The 25740-nt window shown below is 41.6% G+C and carries 20 protein-coding genes and 1 pseudogene; 6 read left to right on the plus strand and 15 right to left on the minus strand.

Going from position 1 to position 25740, the window contains the following annotated elements; all coding sequences use genetic code 11:
• The first annotated feature begins 40 nt into the window (after positions 1-40).
• From AC0YOD_RS24435 to AC0YOD_RS24445, 3 genes are all read left to right on the plus strand, one after another.
• A complete protein-coding gene (locus tag AC0YOD_RS24435; RefSeq protein ID WP_475801948.1) occupies positions 41-1501 on the plus strand; it encodes an MFS transporter in 1461 nt (486 codons plus the stop codon).
• A 235-nt stretch (positions 1502-1736) separates the two neighbouring features.
• Complete coding sequence (locus tag AC0YOD_RS24440) at positions 1737-2015, plus strand: hypothetical protein (RefSeq protein WP_475801949.1); 279 nt, start codon at positions 1737-1739, stop codon at positions 2013-2015.
• Positions 2016-2275: 260 nt separating this feature from the next.
• On the plus strand, positions 2276-3172 hold the full coding sequence (locus AC0YOD_RS24445) for a diacylglycerol/lipid kinase family protein (protein ID WP_475801950.1): 897 nt from the start codon (positions 2276-2278) through the stop codon (positions 3170-3172).
• A gap of 66 nt (positions 3173-3238) precedes the next feature.
• Here AC0YOD_RS24445 and AC0YOD_RS24450 read toward each other — a convergent pair whose 3' ends face one another.
• Entirely contained in the window at positions 3239-4228 is a 990-nt protein-coding gene (locus AC0YOD_RS24450; RefSeq protein ID WP_475801951.1) for a zinc-binding dehydrogenase, read from the minus strand.
• 124 nt (positions 4229-4352) lie between these two features.
• Between AC0YOD_RS24450 and AC0YOD_RS24455 the strand changes: the two genes are divergently transcribed.
• Positions 4353-5213: a LysR family transcriptional regulator gene (locus AC0YOD_RS24455; protein WP_475801952.1), complete on the plus strand. Its 861-nt coding sequence runs from the start codon at positions 4353-4355 to the stop codon at positions 5211-5213.
• Positions 5214-5230: 17 nt separating this feature from the next.
• On the opposite strand, the gene AC0YOD_RS24460 is transcribed toward AC0YOD_RS24455, so the two are convergent.
• The 13 genes and pseudogenes from AC0YOD_RS24460 to AC0YOD_RS24520 form a co-directional block, all read right to left on the minus strand.
• Positions 5231-6076, minus strand: a complete 846-nt coding sequence (locus AC0YOD_RS24460; RefSeq protein WP_475801953.1) for a DNA alkylation repair protein — start codon at positions 6074-6076, stop codon at positions 5231-5233.
• Positions 6077-6212: 136 nt separating this feature from the next.
• Positions 6213-6897: pseudogene (locus tag AC0YOD_RS24465) on the minus strand (Crp/Fnr family transcriptional regulator).
• 198 nt (positions 6898-7095) lie between these two features.
• Positions 7096-7911 carry an ABC transporter permease gene (locus AC0YOD_RS24470; protein ID WP_475801954.1) on the minus strand — a complete coding sequence of 272 codons (816 nt, stop codon included), beginning with the start codon at positions 7909-7911 and terminating at the stop codon, positions 7096-7098.
• Entirely contained in the window at positions 7908-8939 is a 1032-nt protein-coding gene (locus AC0YOD_RS24475) for an ATP-binding cassette domain-containing protein (protein WP_475801955.1), read from the minus strand. The genes AC0YOD_RS24470 and AC0YOD_RS24475 overlap by 4 nt, the downstream gene beginning before the upstream one ends.
• 205 nt (positions 8940-9144) lie before the next feature.
• Complete coding sequence (locus AC0YOD_RS24480) at positions 9145-10071, minus strand: NAD(P)-dependent alcohol dehydrogenase (protein WP_475801956.1); 927 nt, start codon at positions 10069-10071, stop codon at positions 9145-9147.
• Positions 10072-10303: 232 nt separating this feature from the next.
• Positions 10304-11461, minus strand: a complete 1158-nt coding sequence (locus tag AC0YOD_RS24485; protein ID WP_475801957.1) for a hypothetical protein — start codon at positions 11459-11461, stop codon at positions 10304-10306.
• The gene (locus AC0YOD_RS24490) at positions 11458-11982 is read right to left on the minus strand and encodes an RNA polymerase sigma factor (RefSeq protein ID WP_475801958.1); all 525 of its coding nucleotides are present in this window, start codon (positions 11980-11982) and stop codon (positions 11458-11460) included. The genes AC0YOD_RS24485 and AC0YOD_RS24490 overlap by 4 nt, the downstream gene beginning before the upstream one ends.
• 1450 nt (positions 11983-13432) lie before the next feature.
• Complete coding sequence (locus tag AC0YOD_RS24495; protein ID WP_475801959.1) at positions 13433-13963, minus strand: PadR family transcriptional regulator; 531 nt, start codon at positions 13961-13963, stop codon at positions 13433-13435.
• 66 nt (positions 13964-14029) lie between these two features.
• Positions 14030-15181 (minus strand): YhgE/Pip domain-containing protein, encoded by a 1152-nt coding sequence (locus AC0YOD_RS24500; protein ID WP_475801960.1) that lies wholly within the window; start codon positions 15179-15181, stop codon positions 14030-14032.
• Between the two features lie 941 nt (positions 15182-16122).
• Complete coding sequence (locus AC0YOD_RS24505; RefSeq protein WP_475801961.1) at positions 16123-17130, minus strand: FecCD family ABC transporter permease; 1008 nt, start codon at positions 17128-17130, stop codon at positions 16123-16125.
• Complete coding sequence (locus AC0YOD_RS24510; RefSeq protein ID WP_475801962.1) at positions 17127-18134, minus strand: FecCD family ABC transporter permease; 1008 nt, start codon at positions 18132-18134, stop codon at positions 17127-17129. The genes AC0YOD_RS24505 and AC0YOD_RS24510 overlap by 4 nt, the downstream gene beginning before the upstream one ends.
• Positions 18135-18146: 12 nt before the next feature.
• Positions 18147-19115 carry an ABC transporter substrate-binding protein gene (locus tag AC0YOD_RS24515; protein WP_475801963.1) on the minus strand — a complete coding sequence of 323 codons (969 nt, stop codon included), beginning with the start codon at positions 19113-19115 and terminating at the stop codon, positions 18147-18149.
• Between the two features lie 134 nt (positions 19116-19249).
• Entirely contained in the window at positions 19250-20905 is a 1656-nt protein-coding gene (locus AC0YOD_RS24520) for a helix-turn-helix domain-containing protein (RefSeq protein ID WP_475801964.1), read from the minus strand.
• Positions 20906-21186: 281 nt separating this feature from the next.
• Here AC0YOD_RS24520 and AC0YOD_RS24525 point away from each other — a divergent pair, with 281 nt between their 5' ends.
• Positions 21187-21357 (plus strand): hypothetical protein, encoded by a 171-nt coding sequence (locus AC0YOD_RS24525; RefSeq protein ID WP_475801965.1) that lies wholly within the window; start codon positions 21187-21189, stop codon positions 21355-21357.
• 777 nt (positions 21358-22134) lie between these two features.
• Here the strand turns inward: AC0YOD_RS24525 and AC0YOD_RS24530 are convergent.
• Positions 22135-22797: a helix-turn-helix transcriptional regulator gene (locus tag AC0YOD_RS24530; protein WP_475801966.1), complete on the minus strand. Its 663-nt coding sequence runs from the start codon at positions 22795-22797 to the stop codon at positions 22135-22137.
• Positions 22798-22966: 169 nt separating this feature from the next.
• Between AC0YOD_RS24530 and AC0YOD_RS24535 the strand changes: the two genes are divergently transcribed.
• Positions 22967-24334, plus strand: coding sequence for an MFS transporter (locus AC0YOD_RS24535; protein ID WP_475801967.1), 1368 nt, complete (start codon positions 22967-22969; stop codon positions 24332-24334).
• Positions 24335-25740 lie beyond the last annotated feature (1406 nt).

Here is a 25740-nt window from a genome sequence, read left to right on the forward strand (position 1 = left end):
GAGTTGCAGTTCAATATACATGACATTAGGAGCAAAACAAGTGCGGATACATCCAATTAATATTTTAAGAATAACAGGAATTTTAGATGGTATTTCATTATTAGTATTGCTTTGTATCGCTATGCCCTTGAAGTATATTTGGGGGGTTGATATGGCTGTAACGATTACGGGAAGTATTCACGGGGCGATTTTCAGCATATACGCATTATCTATACTCTATGCTGCAATTCGAATTCAATGGAACTTGCTCTGGTCTGCTGCAGCACTAATTGCTGCTTTCATACCATTGGGCAACTTTTTACTGGACTGGAAGCTGAAAAAGGTGTTGCCCAAATACAATGTAAAACCTTTTAACAATGCCCTGATCGTATACAGTATCGTATTCTTTTCCTTTATTGATTTATTTGTACAGCTGCCAGTCATGAGTACATTTGCGACTTCCGTCGGCGCTAGCTCCTTTATTGTGGGCATTGTCGTTGGGCTGTATTCGTTAACCAATACATTCGGCAATATTTTATCAGGTATTATGACAGATAAGGTCGGTCCTTTTAAAATTTTAATGGTCGGATTAGTTTTGACAAGCAGCGCTTTGCTGCTTTATCAATTCGTCGATTCACCGTTGTTGTTGATAATCGTTCGAATCATACATGGTTTTGTTGCCGGATTAATTGTTCCAGCTGCGTTTACATTCTCTGCGAATACGACGATAAATAATCAGCAAGGGAAAAAAGTAGCCTTCACCGGTACTTTTGTAGGACTAGCAGCTATTATTGGCCCTGCATTCAGCGGCATTATGGCAAGTAAAACCTCCGTACCCTTTGTCTTTAATTGTGTAGCTATATTGGGGTTTGCACTTACGATCCTGTCCGCCATTTTTCTCAGTAAGTTCAAAATTTTAAAGAAAGAAAAGGAAGATGCTGCTGCTCAAGCAACTGGCTCTATTTTTAATGCAGGCGTGATAAAAGCTTATTGCGGCGCCTTTTTCTTAATGTTCTCGCAAGGTGTGATTGCTTATTTATTACCCTTGCATGTTCAGACGCTAGGCTATGATTCGAAATTAAGCGGCACTTTAATGAGTGCTTTTGGGATCATTGCCGTTCTTATATTTGTACTTCCAACTAACCGTATTTTCGATCGTGTTAGTCCATCTATAACCATGTCAATAGGAATTGCCTTAATGGGAATAAGCCAACTGCTAATTAGCCAGTCATCGTCGACATTGGCTCTTTACATTGTGCTCGGCCTATATGGAGTAGGCTTTGCATTATTATTCCCTTCAATTAATACGATGCTCATTAAGGCTACGCCAGCAGGGTTGCGTGGCAAAGCTTATGGTTACTTCTACGCCTTCTTCTCTTTAGGTGTTGTTGCCGGCTCTTCCGTACTTGGCTGGCTGCCCTTCAACATCATTGAAGGATTTATGTTCACGGGAATTATCCTGCTGCTATTCGCTGCTTTCATCGCACTCAACAAGCAAAGAGAACGTGCGTTGAATCATTAAAGTTTCAACCTAACGATACTGACTTGAATAATAGGTAAATGGACTGTCCTAAAGTAGATAAAGCTACTTTAGGGACAGTCTTTTTTTATTAATAGCTAACTTGCATTGGTAATTTATGCACCTCCGTTATTTTGACAAAAAAGGAATATGAAAAAATAACATTGAATAAGATTAAGAGGATGACTGCCGATTTTATAATCTTAAAATGTCGTTAATTCAAAGGGGGACAATTATTATGTCACAAAATAATAAAGTATTCGCTTTTGTTATCATGGTATGGTTTACAATAATAACGATATGGGCTGTAAACAATGTAACGTCTTCCATTAATAATCAGTATGTTAATGTTCAAGGTGTCCCGGTACAATCAACTCCTCAGCAAATTTCATCTATTCAAATGGATAAAAACACAGTGTGGGTCATTGATCCAAACAGTAACTACATAAGAGTTATTACTCATGACGATGATGGCTATCATATAACAGGTTCAGAAATGTCATTTAAAGAACGGTAATTATACCAGAGACAACAGAGATTAGCCTATAAGTAAAAAAGGAGTCCCTTGACTAGTAGTTAAGGGGCTTCTTTATGTCCATTAAATATACGAAGTTGGTATGGAATAAAGAGCTTCCACCAAAGCAAGAGTGTCAAGAGTGCCTTTTCGGGTAATAGTAACTAGCATCATTTAACCTCAAATAGAAACAATGAATGGAATAAGTGGATATCTTCATTCAATCCATCATTAAATATATGAAAATAGAGAGGAACATGATTATGAAACAAGCAATGATCATTATTAATCCCTCTGCTGGTAAAGAAGAGGCGCTCAAATATATTCGAAACGTTGAAGAAATTTTACGTGATCAAGGATATCATGTTATGGTCAAGGAGACGGCCAAAGAACGAGATGCAACCCAGTTCTGTATCAACGCCTGTGAGGAAAGTTATGAGTTGGTCGTTTCTATCGGCGGAGATGGTACGCTTCACGAAACGATGAATGGACTCATTGATCAGGAACATCGTCCGAAACTAGGAATTGTTCCTCTTGGTACGGTCAATGATTTTGCTCGCGCATTACAAATTCCATTGGATCCCGAAAAAGCGATCCAGAATCTCTCTTCTTCCCGATTGAAAGCAGTAGACTTAGGCCGATTAAATGACCAATTGTTCGTCAACGTAGTTGCCGCAGGCTCATTAGCTGAATCACTATCTACCGTATCGTCAGACGATAAATCCAGATTCGGTGCTTTTGCCTACTTAAAAGAAGGCGTTAAAGAGCTTATGAACCAGCCTGCCCAACCCTTTAGCATTCATTATGATGATAAGACATGGGAAGGATATTCACCGCTCTTTCTCGCCGCTTTAACCAACTCGGTAGGCGGTTTTGAAAAACTAGCGCCTGATGCTGCTGTAGATGATGGCTTGCTTCATTGTTTTATCATTCAAGATTTAAATCTATTCAACACCCTTACAGCCAGCCTGTCTTTGCTGCTTGGCAACTTCAAAAATCATAAAGATGTCATCTACTTTACTGCCAAAAATGTAAGTATAAGCTCGAAAAACGCAGTTAGAACCAACGTTGATGGTGAAGAAGGACCTCTTTTGCCCATCCATCTTACTAGTATGCCGCGTCATATTCAGGTGATTGTTCCGGAAGATGCTGAGTTCTGATGTCTTTAGAAGTGTGAAAACTGCCACTGATTTTCTCAAAAGAATGGTTTGGATTATCAACATTTTTCAATCAATGCGTATTCCAATGTTACCTAATTGTTCCCCCTGCTGCATTCGTTGAAAGGCATGAGCTGTGTCCTTTAAAGAATACACACTATCAATAATAGGACGAAGAGAGTGAAGTTCCATAAATTGAAGCATAGCATCAAACTCTTCACGGCTTCCCATAGACGTGCCAATGATACTAATTTGAGGAAAAAATATGGACCTAGTAGGAATCTCTAATTTGTCACCAGAGCTTGCTCCAAATGTAACGATACGTCCATTTGGTTTAATAATATCAAAGTATTGCTGGAAAGTAGCAGGCCCGATGCTGTCCAGGATGAGGTCCACAGTGTCTTCTTCCATACTTTGCTTCCAATTGCTATGAGTGTCAAATCCATGGTTAGCTCCATTTGCCAGTGCTGCTTTTCGCTTTGACTCATTACGTGATGTGACGCTGACTCGTGCACCAGCCGCTGAAGCCATTAGCATAGCATAAGTCGCAACACCTCCTCCAATGCCAGGAATGAGAACATGTTCACCTTGCTTTAGGCGGCCTCTCGTGAACAGCGCTCGATATGCCGTCAATGCGGATAAGGACAATACACCTGCTTCTTTCCATGATAGGTAGGATGGCTTGCTGACAACATTTCGCTCAGGAATGTTAATAAACTCGGCGAAAGTACCATCTGTTGGACCTCCTACAATGGCTAGTACGGACGGAACCTCATCGGTGACTTCCCATCCGATACTTGGATTTATGATTACATCGCTGCCTATTTTAAGATTGCTTACACCTTCTCCTAATGCTTCAATCCTGCCTGCACCATCAGAACCGATAATCAGAGGAGCATCCAATTCTGTTCTATTTGCCATGAGAAACAAATCCCGATGGTTTAACCCCGCGGCTTTCAGCCTCACTTTCACCTCTCCGTAGCCCGGCTGCTTATCTGCAACATTTCCATAGGACAATCCCTCTAAGCCGATCATCCCTTCATGCACGATTGCTTTCATCCTGATTCCTCCCTAAATCCTTTGCGTGAATATATAGAATTGTACACAGCGGATAACTTTCAGTAAAATGGACAAAAGTGAATGTGACTATCATAAATAATCATACCAAGTAGGTGACATGAGAATGGAAAGTGGAGATTTGAAAATATTTCAGGCCGTCGCTCGTGAAGGCAGTATAACGAAGGCTGCGCAAGTCTTAAACTATGTACAATCGAATGTGACGACTCGGATTCAGTACCTTGAAGCCAAATTGAAAATACCGCTATTTAGGCGATCCAATCGGGGAATGACGTTAACACCGGCAGGCGAGAACTTACTGGAATACGCGGATAAAATTCTGATTTTACTAGATGAGGCTGTGAAATCAACACAATACTCAGATCATCCTGCTGGTCCTCTTCGGATAGGCTCAATTGAGACTACTGCAGTCATTCATCTGCCTCCTCTACTAACCGAGTACCATTCAAAATATCCAGACGTCAATCTATCGCTCATAACGGGTGCAACACATGGTCTCTTACAAAAGGTGTTGGATTATGAACTAGATGGAGCCTTTGTCTATGGACCAATAGACTATCCAGATATTGAACATGTGGCCGCTTTTGAAGAGGAATTGGTGCTTATATCGAAACCTGGGAACAGTGACATGCACGAATTACTTACGAAGCCGATGTTGTTTTTCGATGTAGGATGCACGCATCGCATAAAGGCTGAGAATTTCCTTCGTGAGAGGGGTTTTGCTTCCATTCAGATTATGGAATTTGGTACTTTGGAAGTGATTTTAGGCGGGATATCTGCTGGAATCGGTGTGTCTATGCTGCCACAATCATCGATTGTGAAGGCGGAAGAGGCAGGAACAATCACCTCCCACCGCCTGCCAGTAGGGTATCGGGATTTAAAGGTATGTTTTGTCCATAGGCGGAACTCGATTTACTCTACTGCATTGTCAAGTTTACTTCAATTGATTAAAGAGAATGGTAAGTGATGCGTTCTCCTAGATTTTTATTTATTTAATAAACTTCTTTTCGCTCGAGTTACGATCCTCTTTGTTTCCTTTGTATCCGAAACCTTTAACCACTGATCGCAAATTTGCACCACCCAATCAGGATTTGTTTTACCAGCATCATTCAACCAATTGCTTACCGAATCCTGAACATATTTTACCGGATCAGAGTTAACGAGTTCTAGAAGCGGAAGCGCGATGGCAGGATTTTCTTTTAGGACAGGAATATGCTTTGCCCAAACGCCATGTGGACGTGTCAATTCGATAGCATATCTCCTAATATTCGCATCTTCATCTCTAACCCAATCATTTAAATAATGTATGGAGTCCATCGTTTCTTTAATGATTGACTCCCTTAAGGCCATCCAAGCAATCTCTCGTACACCAAAATGGAGATCAGCGGCAAAAGGGCGAATACTTATTAGTTTTTCATTTAAACTCAACTGTTGATTCTGGCCAATGATATAAGCTGCCCAACAACGAACGCTGTCTGAACGATGGTGAGCTAGCAGTGAATAAAGTCGGGAATGTTCTAGCTTCGAGCAGCAATCCAATAACATTTGCCACTCACGAGCAATGGCGGGAATGATTTTCATAATTTTATTTTCTGATAAACTTCCTAGTCTTTGTATGATAGGTTTAGAATCCTCTTCTAGCTCTAACACATACATTACATTTTGTAGCAATACAACATGATCAACAGCAAGCCATTCAGTCAAGTTGACAGTCTGTATTTGTCCCTTCTGGAGCAATTCCATCACTTCAATTGGAATATCGCTTTTCTTTCGAGCACCTTTCCTATGTAATAATGCATTAGGGATCAGGATCACTTGTTCATTATTCATGTGCATCTTCCTTTCACAAACGATGTGAATGTTTTAGCAATCTTCTTCATTCCTAATTCATATCATACTTTTATAAGGAATAAATAAGATGTAATGTCATTCACAACTCGTTTTTAACAGGAGAGCCATTTGAAAATTAAATAAAATTTCTAGTCATTATTTTTTCTCGATTTATATGTATGGTTTTAAACCCTGTCTTAATTAGCTCTTCTTTAACAAGCTCTTGCAATGCGACTGTAACCGCTTCTCTGCTTGCTCCAATTAAATTAGCAATTTCTTGATGGGAAAGTGGAACATCTATCTTCTCATAATCATCATCACTGTTCATTCCATACTGTTCGGATAATTTCAAAAGAACACATAAAATTTTATCATGCAGATTGCCAATAGCCAGGTTTTGCGTTAATCGGCTCATACTTTTAATGCGATCACTCAAAACATGTAATAAAGACATCAAAAATCGAGGTCGATGACAAATAAATTGTTCAAATCTTTTATTATCGATTTTACAAATATGACTATCCTCAATCGTTTCTATATAATGTTCCCTTGTTCCAAAAGAGATAATATTCATTTCGCCAAAAACACTTTCCTTCATTGAGTATATCCGACGTAAATTGCTTACCTTCCACACTCAATTTGTACAATCGAACTTTTCCTTTTTTCACAAAAAACAACCCTTCAGAAAACGTTTCAGGCGTTTGAATAAACGTGTTTTTCGGGTAAATGGTTATTAGTGTTAATTGTTCCATTTCAATCAGATCATCCGTTTTTAATGATTGAAGCAAATTGAATTCTGATAAGTAATGCATATTCTCCATATTTCCTCCTGCAGCGTTGTGGATCTATACCTTAATTATACCATCTATACTATCGAGGCTCGTCCTCTTCTCGAGATCTATTAAACAAAAAAACACGCCTGCTTTGGCGTGTTTTTTATTTGAATTTGATATTATCTAAGGAGCAAAATCCACCCTTATAGATGCTAGTAAATTCCACTCCCGTAGTAGCTAGCAATATTATGTCCGGCGCATATATGCACGTACCGTCATAGGTGCAAAGATCGCTACAATAACAGCAGACCCGATCAGAGAAATCACCAGATCCCAACCTACAGTTCCAGAGTTAGCAAGTTCTCGGACAGCAGTGACAAGATGGGAAATCGGATTGATGTTAACAAACCACTGGAGCCAGTTAGGCATAGTATCGACAGGAACGAAAGCGTTAGAGAGAAATGTTAGCGGAAACAGTACAATCATTGATATCCCTTGTACGCTTGAAGCAGTACGAGCAATCACACCGAAGAAGGCAAAAATCCAGCTAATCGACCAAGCACAAAAAATTACAAGCAGCGCAGCGATGGCGACGTGGTCCAGACCACCATCGGGCCGATAACCCATTATATAACCCATCGTTATCGTAAGCACAGTCGCAATGCTATATCGGATCGTATCTGCCAATAAGGCTCCGGCCAGCGGAGCTATACGCGCGATCGGCAGTGACTTGAATCGGTCAAACACACCTTTATCCATGTCTTCACGCAATTGGACACCAGTGACTACCGACGTAGTGATCACGGTCTGTACAAGGATTCCTGGTATAATAACGGGCAAATAGCTCACGATGTCACCGGAGATGGCTCCGCCAAAGATATAGGTAAACATTAGGGTGAAAATGATGGGCTGAAGCGTAACGTCGAACAATTGCTCAGGTGTCCGCTTAATCTTCAGCAGTCCCCTATACGCCATCGTCAATGAATTTCGTATCGTCTGGCTGAAGCTCGTGTGATTTTTTAGCTCACGATCAAAACCAGATTTAATTGAAGTGCTTTTCATATCTTTACCGCCTCCGCTATATTTGTTTCTTGGGACGCCAGTAAAGCGTCCTCCTCAACACCATGGCCTGTGATGGTTAGAAATACTTCATCAAGGGTCGGTTTCTGTACACTCATCTCGGTCAAGTGAATGCCCGCTTCGCGGAGTGCAATAAGCAGGTCTGTAACCCGGTCAGCATCAGTCATGGGTGCAGTGATCTTGCCTGTTTCGTACGACACAATGGACTGGTTTCCGAGCATGCGTTCAACGATCTGACGGGCTGCATTTATATCCAGTAAATCTTTCACTCTCAATTGCAAGGATGAAGTCCCAACTGACGCTTTCAGTTCATCAACCGTACCTTCGGCAACAACCCGGCCACGATCGATAACGGCGATACGGTCCGCCAATTGATCGGCTTCATCGAGGTATTGCGTTGTTAGCAGTACAGTTGATCCGGTCTTCACCAATCGGCGAATGGTATCCCACATCTGTGCACGCGTACGCGGGTCAAGCCCTGTAGTCGGCTCATCTAGGAAAATAAGCGGTGGCTGTGCAATTAGGCTCGCCGCCAGATCCAATCGGCGACGCATGCCGCCGGAGAAGTTTTTCAACGGTCGCTTCGCTGCCTCTGTCAAACCAAATTCCTCAAGCAGCTCCTCTGCCTTATGTCTCGCCTCTGCACGACTCAGTCCTAGCAGCCTAGAGAAGATAATAAGGTTCTCGGTAGCGCTTAGTGATTCGTCAACTGAAGCATACTGACCTGTCACCCCGATTAATTGACGAACAATTTGTGACTCCTTCACCACATCATGCCCGAAGATTCGCGCAGAGCCTGCATCCGGACGAAGCAAGGTCGCCAGCATGCTAATGGTTGTGGTCTTACCAGCCCCATTCGGCCCTAGTACGCCATAGATCGTTCCGGCGCAAACGTTCAAATTCACGCCATCCACCGCGCGATTTTCTCCAAAAGTTTTGACAAGCCCGTGTGCCTCTACAGCCCAATCACCATTGTTTGGCTCTTTTTTCTTTTTATCTATATAGCTCATTCCAATTCCTCCTATACAACTGTTAATACATTGATGATAACGCCTCTTTGTAAACTGAATTTAAACAGAGACTAACCGGCCAGCTCAATTAGTAATTCAGCTTGCGTTATGCTGCTTGATTCAGGGTTTGAAAGCTAACCTAGATGTAGGGTAAAAAAAACACACCCCGTGTCAGGGTGCGTGAAATGATATATTTGGGGTTTGGTTAAATTTTATTATCATGCTGCAATGTGATGACTACATTCCCCTTTTTATGCCCTTTTTCAACATAACGGTGAGCTTCTGTTATTTGTTCAAGCGGATAGCGCCTATCAATGACCGATTTAATTTTCTCCGTCTCTATAAGCTCCTTAATGAACAATAAATCTTCGACGCGTACCTTTGCGATCCCCTGTCCTTCGACTGTCACATAAGCCCCATTCAGAGCTAATGCCTTCTTACTAATTGACTTAGAGGTTTTTCCCACTGTATCAAAGATGATATCGTAAAGCTCACCGGTTTTCGTAAAATCCTCTTTTGTGTAATCAATAATCTTATCTGCGCCTAAAGCTTTCACCCATTCTATGTTCGTGGTACTGCATACCGCCGTAACCTCTGCTCCAAAAAATTTGGCAAGCTGTAACGCGGATGTTCCAACTGCTCCAGAAGCTCCGTAGATAAGAATTTTTTTACCATTCTGAGTATTCCCTCTTCTAAGAAAATGCAGAGCTGTAGTTCCCCCGAATAGAACGGCGGCGGCTTCCTGATAGGTTGCATTGACAGGTTTAATGGCTAACAATCCATCTTCAGACAGACAAATATACTCAGCATAAGCACCAAATGCCATACCTGTAAAAGCAAAAACCGGGTCACCCACCTTAAACCTTTTAACATCTTTACCTATTTGATCAATTTCACCTGCTAACTCCACCCCGAGTATAGACTTTCTTGGTTTTCTAAAACCTAAAAATAACCGCATGGGGATACTATACAAGAAAGGAACCTTTAAGCTTCGAACTCTACAGTCACCTGACGTTACTGTTGTCGCAAAAACTTTTATTCGAACTTCATAGTCCTTAGGTGCAGGTTTTTCTACCTCTATTAATTCCAAAACATCCGGTGATCCGTATTTCGTGCAAACAATTGCTTTCATCGGTTTCCTCCAAGCCTCTATTTGCAATCTGTATAGCTTCAACACGTTATTAAGATATAGATACTAAAGTATTGTTTTAGAATATTGCGAGCTGGTAAGTATGTAATTTTCACATAATTCGATTAGTCCTTGGCAGTTGAGTTTGACATTAGTCCGATTTGGCTATTGTATCGAATTGTGAATTTAGTAAAAAACCCGGTAAGAGCATCTCACTCTTACCGGGTTATCTGTTCTAATTCAAATCAACAACTCTGCCAGTAATCACGCCATTTTCATCCCTGGAGAATACAAGTGCCAAAGATATGCCATCTCCCTCGCTAAAGCTTACTTCTTCTGAATCGCCTGTTTGTCCTTCCTTAAACATTAATTCAGCAGTAAGCTTAACAGACCAGTTATCATATTCATAATTCAATCTGCCTTGTTTATCATAGGTCACTTCTTTAACCGAATCAGGTATAACCATGCCCGTTTTTAATTTTTCCTTCAATTCCGCCATTTTGTTATTCAATTCTGCTTCAGCGTCATCAGCTGGTACAGCAGGTGCAACCAAATCAGTTGCAGTGTCAGGAGAAGGTACGTTTAGTAAATTGTTTAGATAAGCCTCTGCTTTATCATGTTCGGCTTTCTTCTTATCCAGCGGCAGATCGAACAGAATAGAGGTCCCCTCATAATCCGATTTAGGGCTTATTTCTCCTGTGCTTTCATTATAAGCGTATGCTGCATTGTTATAAAAACTACTACCGCTGCTGATTGCCAGATACACGCCTCTGTCGGCAAACATTTCGATTCCATCGCATTCAATCAGTCTGTACATAATTCCATCCAACACTATTTCATTGTATCCGCCATTCAACGTAAAGATGTTTACTTGCCACGGCTTTTGGCCTTTAATCAACGGTGAAATGAATAACGGCTCATTGCCGTACTCCGGATCACTCGTCTTCGGCATTGGTGCACCATCCTGTCTAGCGATAGATACAACAGCATAAGTCCTGTCAGGGTTGATATCCTCCGCAGAGCTGCTAAGCTCATTAAGTCCAGCACCAGAGACAATTCCATGCAAGGTATAGTTATAGTCACCAGAAGCGATGGATTGATTGATTTCAATTGCATCACTGCTTTCAAACGCTTCGGCCAAAATTTGTTCACCCAGATGTTCCGCAACCTGCTTTGAGCTGAAATACTGTGTTGCCGCAAAAGCGGTTATGGACATGACAAGTGTAAATATGGCAACCAACGCTACTGCGGAAATCCGCTTTTTGTTAACGCTCTTCATTTTATTTCTCTCCTTAAACCGATTTAAGATTCTTTGATTCAAATCCTCTTCTGGCTCCACTGTCGATGTAAGGGATTGCCTAAGTATTCGGTCCCATTTCTCGGAATCATTCATGGGGTTTCTACCTCCAATATCTTTTTCATGGCCTTTCTCGCTTGATAAAGCCTGCTTTTGACTGTCCCCGATGGAATCCTTAGCGCCAATGCTATCTCATCGACGGACATTTCTGCGGTATAGTACATATAAAGCGGAATCTTCATCTTATCGTCCAGCCTGTCTGTTGCAGCTTGTATCACGCCGCGAAGCTCTTTGGAAAGCACAGCATCCTCCAGCGTTGCTTCTCCTTCAGGGCAGTAGGCTTTATCAGCGGCTTCATTAAGCTCAGCTGTGGGAGCAATCCGCTGCCTCCAGGCAAATTTACGTCGATTGTTTTTTCGCAATCGGATGGCAATGGAGATGAGAAACCCCTTGGGATTTTGATTCACGTCCATTTTATGGCGCATTTCCATTGCTTTAAGGAAAGTTTCCTGATATAGATCATCCGTATCTGCTTTATTTCCCGCAAGCTTGTAACAAAATCCGTAGATTACTTTACCATGCAGCTTTATAAGATCGTTCAACTCTTCGATATTCAAGTAGCTACTCCTTTCCGAATGGCCATTCACCTATATATTGTCATAACCTTGTTTTTGGTTCACTAGATTGGTGCGGCTCTTGGGAGTGAGGATAAGTGAGTAGTAGGGAGGATAAGGCTTGGAAAAGATACGAGTGTGGAATGAGGTTACAGTAGATACAAGTGAGGGCAAAGCTAACCATGTGAACAATCCGCACTAGGCGTAGAATGTGTAGAATGTGTAGAATGCTTACATTGTTTACAAGGCTCACAGGGACTAGAATGCTTACAATGCTTACAAACCTCACAATGCTTATATTGCGTACTATGCATTATGCGTACAAGTGAGTATATAATAGCCATTCAAAGAGAGTCGAATTTTATGGTATTTTTATACAAAATGTTCAAGGTGCTGATAATTATGAAAGCGTTCATTTCGTATGTCAAATTGTATGTAATCATATACAAATAATAAAAACGTATTTCTCGCAACGAATAACATATGATGATTTCTCTATGGTTTGTTGGTTTGTTGGTTTGTTGTTGGTTCGTTGTTGGTTCGTTGTTGGTTCGTTACATAGCCTCTCTGCGGATTCATTAAATATCTCTTGCGTCTCACTGTTTAGTTACAAGCTCTTTTGGCGAACAGAGGTAATCGTAGCTCTTCATTCAACTGCAAGCTCTTTTGGCGGACATATGATCCGTTATTTGTTGAATTTAGTTGTTTTAACAGTACTTAAGGACATAGCTTCCGTTAATTGCTCAAAAAAGGCTGAAAACACTTCAGTAACACGTAATAACAGAACTCATGTCCGTAAATATGATTACATTGTCAAAAATTAAGAAATAGCGGAACTAAAGTCCGTAACCCAATGTTTTGAGTTTAAATTCATTACGCTTGAGTTCAAATTCATTACATTAGTGTTCAAATTCATTACCTTTGAAATTTCAAATACAAATTCTTACTTAACGTTACAAACTAGCTGATTCGTCAACAATATTACTGTGCTGCAACAGTCCCCATAACGGATTAACCACCAAATCTCCAAATAAAAAGAGCCCCCCTTTTACGTTACAAAGGAAGCCCCCTATTGTCAGTGCGGATATACTACTGGAAATTCTATGCCGCTTGCCCTGCCTTCCAGAGTTCTTTCAAGATCAATTGCGCTGCCATCGACTCGATATAACGGGCTCTATTACTCGCTAATTAGGGTTGCTGACACACTGGCATAGTGACAAAGCTTCAAAATAGCTACCGCTTGCTGATGACTAATTCCTTCGAACGATTCTTCAATTATGCATATATCTGAGCTGTTTCGCATTCAATTCAGAATTAGTCCACGACATTACAAAAACTCAACGTAACACCAGCGATCATTGCTCAATCGGGAAGAATAAATAAAAAAACGACCTCATGTTAGGTCGTCAGGTTGTCGAGAAAGTCTCAACAGCTAAAAAAGTTTTGCTTGGGTTCAATTTTTCTGAACTAAAACCAGCAGCTTCTCAAGCCAATCCTTATCATTACGTATCGAATGGTAAGCATGTTCTGCGATTAGGCGGATTCCGACCAGCTTATGCTCAGGAATATCCTTCAATTCGACATCCTTTACATTAAACATTTGCAATTTATTGTCAAGTTTCTCGATCGCCTCTTCGATCAAATAGGAAAGTTTTTGTTTATCCACTTTATCGAGAAAAACTAACGAGGCATATAACGACGTGATGCTTGTCATCTTTTGGAACGAAGAATAAATTTCATCCTCAAGCTTTTTACGACCTTTATCCGTGATGGCGTACAATGTCTTTTCTGGCCGATTCTCTGATTGCACAACCTCGATTTTGCGAATGAATCCCTTCTTTAGCAAAACCTCGAAGTTATAATACAACGTGCCGTCATTAATTGAAACGTTGTTATCAAGCGACTTCTGTACCTTTTTCTTTATATCGTATGGGTGACAATCCATTTCGCTTAATGTGCCTAGAATAAAAATTTGCAGCGACACCATATCTCCTCCTTATTGAAAAAGAGGCAAGCGAGACTAATCGCTCGCAAGCCTCTCTTGTCCAAGTTAATTGATCTGTGCAGCAGGTTCTTCTCCGACTTTCACTGGTTTCAATCGTTTTAATGCATGTATGACTATATTGATAATCAATGCGATTGCACCTACGAGTACCAATCCGAGCAAATACGAACCTGTCTTGCCTCCGCCAAACAAAATATTATAATCCAATTGAACCGTATAGAACATTGGCGATATATGGCTAATGGCCTTGAATACACCCGGCATCATATCTTGAGGCAATACAGCACCACTTGCAATCGTCTGCGACAGCAGCAACGGCAAATTCAGAAGCATGCCTCCTTGGCCTAACAGCATAAAGAACACACTCGTAAACGTAATGGAAACAAAAATTTGAATAGCATGGACAAGCCATTCGTACATGAAAGTATCTACACTGTAGCCTTGTACTGCAAAGTAAATTCCGAGTCCGATGAGCGGTGCAATTAGGGACAGAACAACATTCGTTCCTTGAAGAGCCAAGAAAGCCTTCCATTTACCCATTTTCCCTTTAAGCTGGTTCATAACACCAACGCTCATCATGGAGTATATCATAGCACCGACATAGGATGCCATGGTTAAAAACATCGGCGCCATCATATTATGCATACCGGCAGGCTGTTCGTTCGTCATAACAATGTTTGTGGCTACCTTGCTTTGAACGCCATCCACTAACTGCGTCGCTTGATCCTCTGGCACCTTCATGCCTTGCAAAATCCCTTCGAAGCTTTTCTTCTCTATACTTGTGCTGATTTGGCTCGCGATTTGGTTGGCAACGCTCTGCATACTGCTGCTAACCATCGTTGGATTCGATTGATTAATAAAAAAATCTATCTTTGCTTGCTCCCCTTGTGTGGATAGCATCTCTGTGAAATCCCCAGGTATTTGCATAACCATATGAACATCTCTGTTCTCAAGCGCTAACTGCGCCTGATCTAAGGATAAATCAGTCTTAATATGGAAAGGCAGCTGCTCCTTCAATTGTTTCACAAACTCTGCGCCGTTTTGTTCATCCTGATTCACAATTGCAACCTTAAGTTCACCTAAATTTTTGGGCATTGCACTGTATCCAGCCATAAATATCCCAATCATCATAACTTGATAAAAAACCATCATAAATACACCACTAATAATCATTTTGTTCTTAAAAAATAACTTCATAATCCCTCTCCATTTCAAATACTATAATTTAAATTACTTTAATTAAAGTAATATAAATAAAGTAGTATGTCAAACTTTCAATCCGCACTTTCAGAAAAACCAACTGATTTTGGAAGGTTTCGGACGTCTTTAGGACATTTCGCCATTAAATACAGAAAACCACGTCCTCAGAACGTGGTTGAATTTACTATTTTGTGGTGTAGTCAAGACAGAGACTCAACCTTGCCTGATGACTGTCAGCGATGTGCTCTCCAGCCATGGCTATTCACTGCTCATAATCCTCGATATAACATAATAAGCAAGACGGGGGGCATCATAACTAAAAACAGAAAAATTAGAGGACATAGAATACGTTATTTCATTTAATCAAGCTTAATTCATGATACTATCGGACACAGAATTCGTTATTCATCCAAATCAAGCTAATTTAGATCAAATTTATATGTAATAACGTATCTTATGTCCTCAACGGTGCCCAATCCGATTCAAATACAAAAATAACGTATCTTATGTCCGCAACAGTACGCAATCCGTTTCAACTTCAAATACAAAATTAACGTCCCTACAAACCAGGAGAATAACTAAGCCGTATTAAATCAATCACGAGTTCAGATATGAGGTTGCCCTCGGAATTTCTCTTGAATTTTCAAGGATGTTTACTCATAGATACAAAAACTAACGGTATATTTCCACGTAATGCTATTCCAATTCAAGCATTCACTTCGAAGCCTATTGCTCCCTTTCATCCACGCGTATTGAACCCTAGGTTCGCCAATTTTAAACAAGTACTACTTAAATACATCGATTATTTCAATAACAAGCGATTTAGGAAAAAAATAAAAAGGCATGAGCCCGGTAAAGTACCGAACTCATGCCCAGATAATCACGCACAAGGAAATAACCTGTCTACCTTTATGGGGTCGCTTCGTATAGAGACATAGCTACCTTTTAAGCAGTAAATACACGAAATATGGCCCGCCGATCAAAGACACCATAATACCTGCGGGGACTCCGCCTGGATCAACGATATTACGACCAATGGTGTCTGCTATTAACAACAACCATCCGCCTAGCAGAACCGCTATAGGAATGAACAGCTGATTACGCGGGCCGACTAATGCCTTGGCAATATGTGGAGCCATCAAACCAATGAATGCGATCCCTCCTGTGACGGATACCGCAGACGCAGAAGCGGCGACAGCAGCCAAAATCAACACAATTCGCTCCCTTTCAAGCTTAAGACCAACGCCAACCGCCGCTTCTTCACTTAATGCAAGAAGATTGAGCCGATGCGATTTGAATAAGGTAAACGGAATGAGAAAGATCAGCCAGGGAATCAAAGCCCAAATAAACGGCCAATCCGCTCCCCATATGCTTCCTGCAATCCATCTAGAAATAAACTCTACTTTAGAGCGCTCTGCCGAGGAAATAATGACGATCATAATGCCAGACAGCGCCATTGAGAAGCCGACCCCCACGAGCACTAGTCGAACAGGATCAAGCCCTCGTGATCGGCTATACGAGAAAATATAAATAAGGGCTGCTGTTACCAAAGCGCCAATAAAAGCTACAAGCGGCAATACGTAGACGAACGTTCCAGCCTCAATCGGAAAGTAGAGGAAAAATATAGCAACCGCTACTCCCGCACCTGAATTAATACCGATGATTCCAGGGTCAGCCAATTCGTTACGAGTGATGCTCTGCAAAATAGAGCCAGCCAACGCAAGCGCCATGCCCGACAGCAGCGTAATCACAATTCGAGGCAGACGAACAGAGAACAAAACGAAATCTTCTTTGAAGGTACCATGGCCGAACAAGACAGGAATTAATCTGTCAAACGACAATGAGGAATACCCTATGCTCATACTTGCTATAGCTGTTACAACGATCAGACCTAAACTGACAAGCAGGATTAGGCGTTGTTTACGAATAAGAGCGGAAAGGTTCATGATAGAATTTTGCCTCCTTTACGCACAACAAACAAAAAGAAGGGCAAGCCTAACATGGCTACAATGGCCACCACAGGTGTCTCATATGGTGCGTTAATCGTCCGTCCAAGCGTATCGGCCAGCACCATGAATGTCCCTCCGACCAACGCCGAGAAGGAAAGAATATAGCGGTAATCATTGCCTGCAAATCTACGGACAATATGTGGAATCATCAATCCTAGGAATGCCATATTTCCGACGAGTGCGACCGATGCTCCTGTAAGTACAATAACAAGAACGAACAGAACAGCTTTAATGATAAATAGCTTTTGTCCGAGCCCAATTGCTACATCCTCGCTCAAGCTAAGAATGCTCACTTGATTTGACAAAATGAGGGCAAAGGCAATGCCAATAAGGATCACTGGTGCTATGGTCCCAATCTGCAGCCATGATGTTCCAATCAAGCCTCCGGCGGTCCACATTGTTACATCCTTGGATAACTTAAAAACGATGCTGATGCCCTCTGAAATCGCATATAGAGATGCGGAAACAGTCGCTCCTGCCAGCACAATTCGAGTCGGAGACAGTTTTCCCCGACGCGTAGAGCCTAAGGCGATGACCAGACCCGCTCCAAGAGCGGCTCCGATGAAACACACCACCATAATGCCGTAGTAACCCAGTCCTGGAATGAATACGAAAGCCAGCGCTAGCGCCATGTTCGCGCCGGATGTTAAACCAAGCAAGCCGGGATCAGCCAGCGGATTGCGGGTGACCCCCTGCATGATAGCTCCGGATACAGCGAAAGCGGCGCCTATCAGAATAGCAGCCACCTCACGAGGAAGCCTAATTTCGTGCAGCATGATGATATTGTCGTCCTTCATATTCGAAGTTAGCACATACCACAGATCCTTGAACGTCGTATCCGCTGCTCCCAATCGCATGGACAGGAGGAAGCTAAGAATGAGCAAAAGCAAGCAGAAAAGAAACTTGATTGAAATAGAGACCGAGTGTCTTTTACTCTTCATTGGTAACTTTCCTTATTCGCCGAGAAAATGTTGAATAAAAAATTCCAATTGGTATTCCATGCTTAGTGGATCGTTAAAATAGAATGCCTTTGCATCCGCCTCGAAAATTTGTTGATTCTTGACAGCGGGAATATTTTTGTAAGTCACTGTATCCTGGAACGAATTGTCTTCATCTGCATTTTTGCTGAAAATAATATAGTCACCGCTATAATCCTTCAGAACTTCCGTAGACACGGCGAAGAAACCGTCTTGCTTCGTCGCTTCCTTAACTTTTTCTGGCAACCCCAGCCCGAACTGATCATAGAGAATTTCAGTTCCACGACCAAATTTGTATCCATACACATAGAGTTGTTTATTGAAAGTTTCGATGACCGAAACCGTCGCATTCGCGCCGATTTTCGCCTTGATTTCTTCTCCTGCTTTTTTGCTACGAGCATCAAAATCATTGACCCAATCCTTGGCTTCCTGCTCTTTATTCAAAAGCTTGCCAATCTCAAGCTGTTGCGTTAAGAAATCTACTTTTCCATAAGTATAAGTAACTGTAGGTGCGATTTGCTTCAGTTTATCGATGTTTTTGATATCGGAGAGCCCAATGATAAGGTCAGGGTTCAGTTCGATGATCTTCTCCAGACTCTCATCTGTAACCGCTTCTATATCGGCTAGCTTTTCTGCAAAATTCGGGTTGCTCTTGGACATTTCATCCACGCCGACAAGCGGCACACCCAGCGCCATAACATTGCCTGTCAAAAAGCGAGTGATTACAACGACACGCTGTGGATTGGTCGGAACCTCCACTGGCCCATTTTCAGATTGATAAATGAAGGTACCAGAATCCGAAGCCGCCGGAGTTGATGTATCACCTGACGCGGGGGCATTGGAAGACTCCGAAGACGGGCTGTTTACATTATTCTTCTGATTGCCTCCGCAAGCGCTAAGAATAATAACTAAGATCAGAACAAACGGAACTAAAATCTTTTTCATATGATGACTCTCTCCCTTTTGTAGTACACTTTGTTTTCGCATTGAAAATAATTATCATTTTCAATACCACAAAAACTATTATAGGGATACGCATTACGCCGAACCATGCCTTTATGTTTGATAGATGACTTGGACTATTGGTTGCTTGTAAATAAAGATACAGCTCGTTGCAGCTGCAAACGAATTGAAGCCGGATTGTAAGGGACCCACTCATCCAGATCGAGCAAATGCACATGATCCCGTTGTACCGCTGAAAGATTTTGCCAATGCAAGGAATTGAACACCGCTTCCGAATGCAACGTTGAACCTTTAACGTCGGGAGATATAATCACTAATATTCGATCCCCAGCGTAGTCTGCGAGCTCCGATATCTCAATCGAAACGGAATGGAATTGATCCCCAAGCTTCACGATCTCTTCCTTGATCCTTGCTGGTGGTTGAAGTCCAAGCGATTGATAGATTACACACCCGACATTTCGCCCTCCATAAACGAGCAGACCCTCCGGTTTAATAACCAGAATCGTTATTATCTCATTAGCGACGGAACTCTGCTGAACCAATGAGCGGGCTTCCCCTTCCTCTATCTCAAAATCAGCCAACCATTTTTCCGCCCGATCCTTTCTCTGTATGAGCTGAGCAATAAGAAGAAAATGCTCTTTCCAGCCTATTTCCATCCATGAAATTTTCGCAATTGGCGCTACTGATCGCAATTGTTCTGTACTCAGTCCATATTGGTATAAATGCTGGCTTGCCGCTATAATCAACTCGATATTGTTTTCGAGCAATATCGATTTCACCTGTTCTGCAGAAGAATTCAAATTTATAAATATCATCTTTTGCGGCATCTGCAGACCGGAAATATGCAAATATTCGCTGCTGTCCGAGATAATAACAGTTGGCTCTAGGCCAAGCAAAAGCAGATGACTCGCGTAAGGAGTAAGCAATACGGCTACACGCTGAAAGGATTCCCGGTTATAGCCGGAAGGTGCTGCTCCCGTCTGCTGCTTAAATCTACGGCTAAGATAAAATTCATCCTTGTAACCGACCTGAAGTGCAATCTCCCTAAGCGTTGCCGATCCGCTAATCAATAGCTCCTTAGCTCGGTGAACACGAAGCCGGGATAAGTAATCGCTAGGTGAGAATCCGGTAATTTGCTTAAAAAGGATCGAATAGTGAGATGGGCTTACACCAGCAATTTCGGCTAGTTGCTCACGCGTTATCTTATCGCTATAATGATTTTCCATATAAGCAATGCTACGCTCCATAGAGGGCTGCTCACTGGCAGCAGACTTCCCCTTTTGCCGCTGGAGCAATTGGAGAATGATTTGGTGAAACACGATTTGATTTTGCACATGACGGTATTCATTTCCCGGTAGTCGATGGATATAAAGCTCTTCCATATTAGCGACAATCGCAGGCTCATTAGCATAAATTTGAATAATGGAGCTTGAAGTTATTTCGCTTTTCCGCATCATTACCCCTGCTGGCAGAGACTTCTCCTTGTCGCGGGCATCAATGACCAGCTTATAAACATGAAGTGGAAAGAGAGGATTCGCACTGAGTACAACCTCGGTGTTTGCCGGGATAAAAATAACACTCCCCTCTAGCAGCTCGTACATCTCTTCATCCACTTTGAGGGTGCCTTTGCCGCTGACAATCGCGATCAGCACAGTTAAACTCTCATTCATTTTATACATCGGAAAATTCGAAGTGCTGTAAATCGAAAGAATGCTGCCAGCCGTATATAATGGAAAATGGGATTCGGCCCATTCCGAAACAATATCTTTCACAACGAAAGCCTCCATTTAAATAGAAGTAAAAAACACAGAACAACGTTCTGCTTATATTGTACAACCATAAGGATACTAGCATCTATACGAAGGTTTCGGAAAATACTGTAATATGTTTATTGAACAGCTCTTGGTAGTAATAGTTTTACTGAACTTTCTCCAAAATAAACAGAAAACCACGTCTATATGAAGTGGCTCACTTTGTTAGACACAACTAACAATTGGAGCTGCATTTCACAAAAGATGTGGTTGAATTGATTATTTGATGGTGGAGCGTACGGGTGCCGCAGCTCTACTTTGAGGTCTTTGAGGTCTTTGAGGTCTTTGAGGTCATTGAGGTCTTTGAGGTCTTTGAGGTCTTTGAGGTCTTTGAGGTCTTTGAGGTCTTTGAGGTCTTTGAGGAAGTTGCGGACATACAAGCCGTTATTATCTGCATTCAAACGTTTTTATAGTACTAACGGACACAGAATACGTTATTCAGTCAGATTAAGCTTGATTACCTCAAAATTATAGGTAATAACGGATCTCATGTCCGAAAAGGCGCTCAATCTGATTCAAATGCAAAAATAGCGACTCTACTGTCCACAACCGATTAACTATACTGTTTTAAATCAGTCACGCGGTCGGAGGTACGGTTGCGAACGAAATTTCTTTTGTATTTTCAATGAGTAAACTCTCAAAAAAGCTATCGGTAAATTTCGATGCAGGCTCCTTCTCTTCTCTTTATCACTTCGTGTGTGCGTCTGCCTCAGCCTTCTTAAACCCTACCAATATACTAAAAAACCACTTCAGTTAGAAATGGTTTAATTATTGTTTGGTGGAAACCTAGGAGTTTCGAAGAAAATCGAACCCTTGACCTTATCGCTGTCAGCGATCTACTCTCCCAGTCTGAGTCAGTACTATTGCTTATACCCTAGTATTTAATTCTTTTGGGGGTATAGCTCCATTAACTCTTACACCCAGCTGGGCTACTTCCCTTACTATGAAAACATTACTTTGAGCAACACTATGACATCTCAATTAATCTATAAGACCATCAATATTAGATACTCCACATTTACTGAATTCTTAATGAACATAATCACTGAACACAAGTATAGAAATTTCAAAGTATGATATGGACAAGCTTCAGCCTATCACTATCACTATCACTATCACTATCACCATAGAAAACCATACAGCTTAATTCAAATACTTCCAATCGTATTATTCAATATATTGGCACACCACTAAGCTTGCTCGACTTCCGTAACCCTGTATACACAGTTTCTTCCCCCGGCTAAAATATGCTCAACCCTTTCGATACGGACGCCATCTCCAAGAACGCTTTGAAATAAATTCAACTCATTCTTACATAATCCAATACATACAGAGGCAGCTTCACAAATGGGACAATGCTTCTCAAAAAACAAAAAGCTCCCATCACCTTGATCCTTCACCTCAGCCATGTAGCCTTCTTTAGTGCGAATATCGGCTAGCTTATCCAATTTCCCCCTAATAACCGATGTATCACCAAGGTGTTGAATATATTGCTCTTGCATATTCTTGTTGCGAACTTCAAGTAGCTTATCTAAACCCTCTATGCCGAAGGCCTCTCTCATCGAACTAATCAAGCTTACCGACAAATCAGAATATCCGCTTGGAAAGAACCGATTGGCCTCGGGAGTTAATCTCCAAAGCATTGCTGGCCTGCCCATCGGACGAGCTTCTTCTTCATGGGTAACTAATCCTTCTTCTTTCAAGGCATTTAAATGCTGACGAATAGCCATACCAGATAGAGAAAATACGGAGGCTAGTGCCATAACATCCATCCCGCCCTGATCCTTTAAAAGATCAATAATCCCTCTTCGAGTTCTAGTTGAGGATTCCTTATTCATTTGTTTTTGGCTCACTAGGGTTCCCCCTTCATAAAAAAATGGAACTATTCCAATTACTACATTTTAAATAAAAATGTTGACAAAGTCAAAGCCAAACGTTACCTTGAACTTTATAAAGAAATATGTTTACTAATTATCCGGATATGGTGTATACATAAAAAAACTTTCCTGGAGGTCACATTTAGTGTCTAATCATCAAAGCATTTTCAGCCCGTGTTATTTTGCATTGTCCATAGGAATTATTCTGTCCGTGATGGCGGTAGGATTCGAAGGTCTATCGGTAACGACGATTGCTCCTTCTATCGCCGGCGACTTGAACGGTATTGACCTGTTTGGCTGGATATTCAGTACCTATCTGCTTGCCCAGATTATCGGCACCTTGGTCGTGGGTCGTATCATTGATAGCCAAGGACCTGCCGCTCCATTCATTTATGCTCTACTTTTGTTTATCGTCGGGCTAATCGTTGCTGCGATAGCAAGCGATATGTATATCATGATATTGGCACGAGCCATGCAAGGTCTAGGTGCAGGCGCTATGATGACTTGCGTGTACACAGCGATATCCTTAAGCTACCCCGATGAATTACGCTCTAAAATACTAGGAGCATTCGGTACAGCCTATGTGCTTCCATCCATGCTTGGCCCATACGTCGCAGGTCTTATTGCAGAACAGTGGTCATGGCGGTTTGTTTTCTGGGGAATATTACCGATTCTGATTCTATCTGCACTGCTTAGTCTACCTGCCTTTAGAAAATTAAAGTTACAAGGCGGGCATAGAGAAACCGGGTCAAAATCCACATGGATGGCAGTATTACTAACAATCGGTACAGGGGTTTTCTTAGTTGGTCTTAGCATGTTGCCAAATATTAAAGGGATAGTTCTAGTCCTTCTCGGTTTAACGTTAATGATCTATCCGCTTCGTAATCTACTACCCCTAGGAACCCTTACTTTCCGGAGAGGCATGCCTGCTATTCTAGCAACACGCGGACTGTTCTTTGCTGCCTATGTCAGCACACAGAATTTCTTAGTATTAGCCTTAATAGATATAAAGGGTATTACTCCCGCTCAGGCAGGATTAATTGTGGCCAGCGCAGCACTAAGCTGGTGTGTCTTTGCTTACCTGCAAGGACGATGGGATTCGGCAGACCAGGGTCGTGGACGTAATAAAAGAATTGTGCTAGGAGTACTCCTGCTTGCAATTGGAATTGCATTTGTGTTTTGGATTCCAGCTGTTTCGATTGCCTTGGCGGTTATCGGGCAAATCATAGCGGGAATCGGAATTGGAATGGCTCATCCTATTAGTGGAGTTGTGGCATTTGCCCAAACAAGAGAAGAAGAGGCTGGAAAAACCTCTGCAAATCTACAATTTGCGGATTCTTTTACACCAGGCGTTGTTATAGGTATAGGCGGTTCCATCCTTGTTGTTAGTCAAGCTGCCGGGTTGTCAATGCAATCTGGACTGATTGTAACGATGGGCTTCCATCTTTTGTTGATAGTAATGAGTTTAATTGCTAGTACTCGGATTGCACAAAAAATTAATCAAAACGTCTAACGATCCCATAGGGTCGAAAAAACGAAGAAAGGATTTGTAAAATTCACTTTGTGGCAACTATCGATGGAAATCTATTTTTTACAAGAATAGTTACCAGAATATGATCATTTACGGTTTAGCTAGTCCTACGTGTACTGTTTAGGAAACAGGTGATGTAGGACTCGCTTTATACGTTGGACTCGGTGGATACCTTTGAGGTATATGTACGGATTAACAAGTGACATGTATGATTTTATCTTTGAATTTGAGTATGAAATCATACAACTTAGAGTGAGTCTTAGTCAGCAAGTCGCATTTCTCCTGAGCTAGTTAAGTTTCAAATACTCTGCGCCACAAACAACGAACAACCGACTCGCACACATAATCTTCGATTATAACAAAAAACTCCAAAACGTCGGGAATCATAACCAAAAACAGAAAACAAAAAAGATGTTAAGGTCACTGAGGTAGCTAAGTATATTGATGACTTGAGTTAAGAGCATTGAGGCCATTGAGGTTTGAGGACTTTAAGGACCTCAAGGAGATTGAGGAGATTGAGGAGATTGAGGATGTTGAGGTCATTATGGTCATTGAGGACTTGAGGACATTGGGACTTTGAGGACGTTAAGGACTTGAGGCCATTGAGGCCATTGAGGCCATTGAGGCCATTGAGGCCATTGAGGCCATTGAGGCCATTGAGGCCATTGAGGCCATTGAGGCCATTGAGGTCTTGAGGCCATTGAGGTCATTGAAGACATGAGGACATGAGGACGTTAAGGTCGTGAGGTCATTGAAATCGTTGAGGTCGTTGAGGTTAATGCAGTCATTTAGGTCATTTAGGTCGTTGAGGTTAATGCAGTCATTTAGGTCATTTAGGTCATTGAGGTCTTTGAGGTTTTTGAGGTCATTGAAGACATGAGGACACTGGGGACATTGAGAACTTGAGGTCTTTGAGGATATTGCGGACATACAAACCGTTATTTACTGTATTTAAGCGTATTTATAATACTAACGGACACAGAATACGTTATTCAGTCAGATTAAGCTTAATTAACTTAAAATTATAGCTAATAACGGATCTAATGTCCGAAAAGGCGCTCAATCTGATTCAAATGAAAAAATAGCGACTCTACTGTCCGCAACCCATTAGCTCTACCGTATTAAATCAGTCACATGGTCGGAGGTATGGTTGCGAACGAAATTTCTTTTTTATTTTCAAAGAGGAAGCTCTCAAAAAAGCCTAGCGGTAAATTTTGATACCATGCATCATCTCATATCTTCTCATATCTTCTCTTCTCTTCTCTTCTCTTCTCTTCGAGTGTACGTCCGCATCCAACTCCTTACTCCCTACCTACACACTAAAAAACCTCTTCACTAAGAAATGGTTTTGAACCACATCCCCAATCGACAAAACTATCAATTAGAGG

The sequence above is a fragment of the Paenibacillus sp. J31P13 genome, assembly GCF_056269295.1.

Excerpts from the sequence above, each read along its gene's own strand:
- AC0YOD_RS24475 (WP_475801955.1), bottom strand. The coding sequence starts at position 8,939 with ATGAGCTATATAGATAAAAAGAAAAAAGAGCCAAACAATGGTGATTGG.
- AC0YOD_RS24470 (WP_475801954.1), bottom strand. The coding sequence starts at position 7,911 with ATGAAAAGCACTTCAATTAAATCTGGTTTTGATCGTGAGCTAAAAAAT.
- AC0YOD_RS24480 (WP_475801956.1), bottom strand. The coding sequence starts at position 10,071 with ATGAAAGCAATTGTTTGCACGAAATACGGATCACCGGATGTTTTGGAA.
- AC0YOD_RS24515 (WP_475801963.1), bottom strand. The coding sequence starts at position 19,115 with ATGAAAAAGATTTTAGTTCCGTTTGTTCTGATCTTAGTTATTATTCTT.
- AC0YOD_RS24450 (WP_475801951.1), bottom strand. The coding sequence starts at position 4,228 with ATGAAAGCAATCGTGCATGAAGGGATGATCGGCTTAGAGGGATTGTCC.
- AC0YOD_RS24445 (WP_475801950.1), top strand. The coding sequence starts at position 2,276 with ATGAAACAAGCAATGATCATTATTAATCCCTCTGCTGGTAAAGAAGAG.
- AC0YOD_RS24485 (WP_475801957.1), bottom strand. The coding sequence starts at position 11,461 with ATGAATGATTCCGAGAAATGGGACCGAATACTTAGGCAATCCCTTACA.
- AC0YOD_RS24505 (WP_475801961.1), bottom strand. The coding sequence starts at position 17,130 with ATGAACCTTTCCGCTCTTATTCGTAAACAACGCCTAATCCTGCTTGTC.
- AC0YOD_RS24460 (WP_475801953.1), bottom strand. The coding sequence starts at position 6,076 with ATGAATAATGAACAAGTGATCCTGATCCCTAATGCATTATTACATAGG.
- AC0YOD_RS24500 (WP_475801960.1), bottom strand. The coding sequence starts at position 15,181 with ATGAAGTTATTTTTTAAGAACAAAATGATTATTAGTGGTGTATTTATG.
- AC0YOD_RS24455 (WP_475801952.1), top strand. The coding sequence starts at position 4,353 with ATGGAAAGTGGAGATTTGAAAATATTTCAGGCCGTCGCTCGTGAAGGC.
- AC0YOD_RS24440 (WP_475801949.1), top strand. The coding sequence starts at position 1,737 with ATGTCACAAAATAATAAAGTATTCGCTTTTGTTATCATGGTATGGTTT.
- AC0YOD_RS24510 (WP_475801962.1), bottom strand. The coding sequence starts at position 18,134 with ATGAAGAGTAAAAGACACTCGGTCTCTATTTCAATCAAGTTTCTTTTC.